The sequence below is a fragment of the Vulcanococcus sp. genome (assembly GCF_044369115.1).
Taxonomy (GTDB): Bacteria; Cyanobacteriota; Cyanobacteriia; order PCC-6307; family Cyanobiaceae; genus Vulcanococcus.
On record NZ_JBIPMN010000290.1, the window covers coordinates 1 to 3,472 of the forward strand.

6 protein-coding genes and 1 pseudogene are annotated in these 3,472 nt (G+C 68.3%); 4 read left to right on the forward strand and 3 right to left on the reverse strand.

The genetic code is table 11. The features are described 5' to 3' along the window. A pseudogene (locus tag ACIQ2E_RS15175) lies at window positions 1-382 on the forward strand (molecular chaperone DnaJ); the annotation flags it as partial. Window positions 383-407: 25 nt separating this feature from the next. Here ACIQ2E_RS15175 and ACIQ2E_RS15180 read toward each other — a convergent pair. Then, window positions 408-653 carry an NAD(P)H-quinone oxidoreductase subunit O gene (locus ACIQ2E_RS15180; protein ID WP_398332337.1) on the reverse strand — a complete coding sequence of 82 codons (246 nt, stop codon included), beginning with the start codon at window positions 651-653 and terminating at the stop codon, window positions 408-410. A gap of 110 nt (window positions 654-763) precedes the next feature. Here ACIQ2E_RS15180 and ACIQ2E_RS15185 point away from each other — a divergent pair, with 110 nt between their 5' ends. From ACIQ2E_RS15185 to ACIQ2E_RS15195, 3 genes are all read left to right on the forward strand, one after another. Continuing rightward, window positions 764-970, forward strand: coding sequence for a 2-oxoisovalerate dehydrogenase E1 subunit beta (locus ACIQ2E_RS15185; RefSeq protein ID WP_398332339.1), 207 nt, complete (start codon window positions 764-766; stop codon window positions 968-970). Continuing rightward, complete coding sequence (locus tag ACIQ2E_RS15190; protein WP_398332341.1) at window positions 967-1,212, forward strand: type II toxin-antitoxin system HicA family toxin; 246 nt, start codon at window positions 967-969, stop codon at window positions 1,210-1,212. Before ACIQ2E_RS15185 ends, ACIQ2E_RS15190 begins: the two co-directional genes overlap by 4 nt. A gap of 67 nt (window positions 1,213-1,279) precedes the next feature. Further along, a complete protein-coding gene (locus tag ACIQ2E_RS15195; RefSeq protein WP_398332343.1) occupies window positions 1,280-2,209 on the forward strand; it encodes a TIGR01777 family oxidoreductase in 930 nt (309 codons plus the stop codon). On the opposite strand, the gene ACIQ2E_RS15200 is transcribed toward ACIQ2E_RS15195, so the two are convergent. Together ACIQ2E_RS15200 and ACIQ2E_RS15205 are read right to left on the reverse strand one after the other, a co-directional pair. Continuing rightward, window positions 2,178-2,474, reverse strand: a complete 297-nt coding sequence (locus ACIQ2E_RS15200) for a hypothetical protein (protein ID WP_398332345.1) — start codon at window positions 2,472-2,474, stop codon at window positions 2,178-2,180. The two genes, ACIQ2E_RS15195 and ACIQ2E_RS15200, sit on opposite strands and share 32 nt — an antisense overlap. Further along, a partial coding sequence (locus tag ACIQ2E_RS15205; RefSeq protein ID WP_398332347.1) for a lipid-A-disaccharide synthase-related protein occupies window positions 2,467-3,472 on the reverse strand: 1,006 nt, incomplete at its 5' end. The genes ACIQ2E_RS15205 and ACIQ2E_RS15200, both read right to left, overlap by 8 nt.

Genomic DNA, 3,472 nt, shown 5'->3' on the forward strand with positions numbered 1-3,472 from the left:
TTGGCTGCAGCAGGTGTATGCCCCCATCGATCGCCTGCTGGCCCAGGTGATCAACCCGTTCCCCGCCCAGCTCAAGGCCCTTTCCGCTGACCCCTACGACGACGCCCTGATGGAGGCCTTTTGCGCATTCCTGGAGCAGAGCCAAGCCCGGCTGGAGAAGGTGCAACGGCTCTACGGCGCCCTGGCGGCACCCCCCTCAGCCCAGGGGTTCAGCCTCAACCTCTACCACTGCTTTTCTCAGGTTCAAGACGCGGTGAGGGAGCTGGAGCGTTACACCATGGGTTACGTGGATAGTTACCTGCGCGACGGCCGCGAGATGCTGCGGGAGGCCAAGCGGCGCCGCAGCCTGCTGCAGGAGGAGCGCCGGCGGCTGGAGATCTGATGGGCGTGGTTGAACCCGGAGTGATTCAACCGGGGAAGAGCTCCAGCTGGCTGCTGCGCAGCCACACGTCGGGCACGGGGCGGCGGAACCGCAGCTGGGCGTAATCGCCTTTGATCAGCAGCACCTCCGCGGGCCCTTCAAAGATGTAATCCGGCGCGGCGGCGTCGCTGGCCTGGGCCTCGAGGCTGTTGCCGTAGGCCTGGCGGTTCACCCGCACCAGGCTGCCCTTCTTGATCGCCGGGGCTTCAGCGGCAGGGGTGGCGTCGGCCATGGCGCGCATCGGGGTTGCCCTGCAGGCTAGGGCCCTGTTGTGGGTGCTTGGTGATCCTGGCCGTTTCAAGCGGCTCAGGGGATCCAGACTGGAAGCAATGCATGCTGGCCATGAACGAGATCCTTTTTCTGGTGGAGGAGGCCGAAGACGGTTCGTTTCGAGCTCAGGCTGTTGGTGCTGCCATTCACACCGAGGCCGACACCATTGAGGAGCTCCACCGGGAGCTGAGAGATGCGGTTCATTGCCATTACGAGCCTGGGGAGGCGCCACCGCTCATACGCCTCCACCACGTGCGGCAGGAATTGCTCACCCTGTGAAGCTGCCCACTGATCTCAATGGTGTTGACCTTGCCAACAAGCTCCGCGTGTTGGGTTACGCAACAACGCGCCAAACCGGAAGCCATCGCCGCTTGACACGGCTCGGACCCGCTGGACAGCAACACCTCACGATCCCCGCCCACCGACCTTTGCGTGTTGGGACCCTGCGGGCCATCCTCAAGGGAGTCTGCGAGCAGTGTGGCCTTGAGCTCTCAGATCTGCTGCATCGGCTTGAGCTCTAGGTCCTATTCCCTCACAGCTTGAGGGCTGCAGCTGCCTAGCGTTGTCCAAGAGCGATCGGACATGGGCATGCGGATGCTGTTGGTGGGCTGCAGCGGCTTTGTGGGCCGCGCCCTGGTGCCCCTGCTGCTGCAGCACGGCCATCAGCTCACCCTGGTGAGCCGTTCAGCCCAGCCGCTGCCCGCTCTGCAACACCCCCAGCTCACGCGCCTGCAGGCCAACCCCGCTGACCCCTCCAGTTGGAGTCAGCCGGCCCTGCAGGAGGCCCTGGCGGCCGCGGAGGCGTTGGTGAACCTGGCGGGGGAACCGATCGCTGAGAAGCGCTGGACGCCCGCCCATCTGCAGCTGCTGCAGGACAGCCGCATCCACACCACCCGCGCCCTGGTGCAGGCCATGGCGGCCCTCCCCAGCGGCCAGGGCCCAGGCGTGCTGATCAATGGCTCGGCCATTGGCTACTACGGCACCAGCGCCAGCGAAACGTTCACTGAGGCCAGCCCCGCCGGCGCTGATGTGCTCGGCCGCCTCTGCCAGGCATGGGAGGCGGAGGCCCAGGCGGCCTCTGGCCGCTGCCGCCTGGTGATTCTGCGCATCGGCATCGTGCTGGGGGGCGACGGCGGGGCCCTCGGCAAGATGCTGCCGGTGTTCCGCCTGGGCTTCGGCGGCCCCATCGGCCATGGCCAGCAGTGGATGAGCTGGATCTCCCGCCACGACCTCTGCCAGCTGATCGCCCAGGCCCTGGAGGATCCGGCCTACGCCGGCACCTACAACGCCGTGGCGCCGGAGCCCTGCTCGATGGCCCAGTTCGCCGCGGCCCTGGGCCGCTGCCTGGGGCGCCCCAGCCTTCTGCCGGTGCCCGGCCCGTTGTTGCAGTTGTTGCTGGGGGATGGGGCCAAGGTGGTGCTGGAGGGCCAGCGGGTGCTGCCCGAACGCCTGCAGCAGCAGGGCTTTGCCTTTCGCGACGGCCAGCTCAACGCGGCCCTTGCCGCCGCCACCAGTTGAGGGCCCAGCCCAGCACGCCGCTCAGAATCGCCGCCCCCATCAGCAGGCCGATGGCCGGCGTGAACAGCGGCTCCCACAGGCGCTGAAACAGGTTGAGCGGCGCTTCTACGCCGCGGCTGTGGCAGAGCACCGCCACGCCAAACCACACCGCCCCGGCGATCACCACGAACACATCCGCCACCAGCAGGGTGTCGATCCAGCCCTTGAGCCGTTGCCCCCAGCTCGGGCTGGCGTTGGTGGTGCCGGTTCCGCTGGCGTCAGGCATGGCCGCTGCCGTTGAGGCGCTCAACAATGTCGGCGGCCATCCTGGCGGTGCCGCCGCCCCGGCCGATGCGCTCCAGCCCCAAGCGCTTCAGCTGTTGCAACCAGGGTTGGTCGTGCTCCAGGCGCTCCAGCACTTGCGCCAGCAAGACGGCGGTGCCATTGATTTGGCCTTCGCTGCCGGGGGCGCCATCGCTGGCGGCGCACACCACCCCCGGCCCCAACAGACGCCGCTGGGCCTCGGCAAAGCCGGCCGTGAACTGGGGCCCTTCCCCCTCCAGCTGCAGCACCGGTTTGCCCAGCCCCACGCATTGTTCGGCGGCGGTGCCGGTCATTGAGAGCAGCAGATCGCATTGCTGAATCACCGCGGCAAAGCGCCCCCACTCCAGCTGCAGGGTGAGCGGCCCGCGAATCAGCCGGCATTGGCTGGGGCTGTCGAGCTCCAGGCGCCAGCCCAGGCGGCTGGCCAGCGGCGCCACCTCCTGGGGCGTGAGCTTGCCCACCAGGGCGGCATGCAGCCCTAGGCGGGTCGCCGGCCACAGATCCTGGGGCAACCGCTCCAGCACCCGCAGCATCAGCTCCAGGTTGTGCAGGGCCTCCGGCAACCGGCTGCCCGGCAGCAGCCCCAGCCGCTGCTGCGGTGCCCCCGCCAGCGGATCGGAGGGCTTGAGGGCCCCATCAAAAAAGGGATTGCCGAGAAACTGCACCGGCCGCCCCAGTTGGCTGGTGAGGTCGGTGGCGGTGAACTGATCACGGCTGTAGATGGCCCGCAGGCGCCGGTTGCGCAGCAGGGCAGCGCACGGCCAGGGCAGTTGAAGCCGCCCTTCGTAGTGGCTGGAGTAGGCCACCAGGTAAACGGCCGAGGGCCGGCGGCTCAGCCAGGCGGCGATCACGGGGATCACATCGCCCACCACCACGATCAGCTCGTAGCGGCGGGCGATGCGCAGCAGCAGCGCCAGGCGGCTGAGCAGGTACAGCACCTGGCCCTGCACCACCTCGGTG

Excerpts from the sequence above, each read along its gene's own strand:
- ACIQ2E_RS15200 (WP_398332345.1), bottom strand. The coding sequence starts at position 2,474 with ATGCCTGACGCCAGCGGAACCGGCACCACCAACGCCAGCCCGAGCTGG.
- ACIQ2E_RS15180 (WP_398332337.1), bottom strand. The coding sequence starts at position 653 with ATGGCCGACGCCACCCCTGCCGCTGAAGCCCCGGCGATCAAGAAGGGC.
- ACIQ2E_RS15195 (WP_398332343.1), top strand. The coding sequence starts at position 1,280 with ATGCGGATGCTGTTGGTGGGCTGCAGCGGCTTTGTGGGCCGCGCCCTG.
- ACIQ2E_RS15185 (WP_398332339.1), top strand. The coding sequence starts at position 764 with ATGAACGAGATCCTTTTTCTGGTGGAGGAGGCCGAAGACGGTTCGTTT.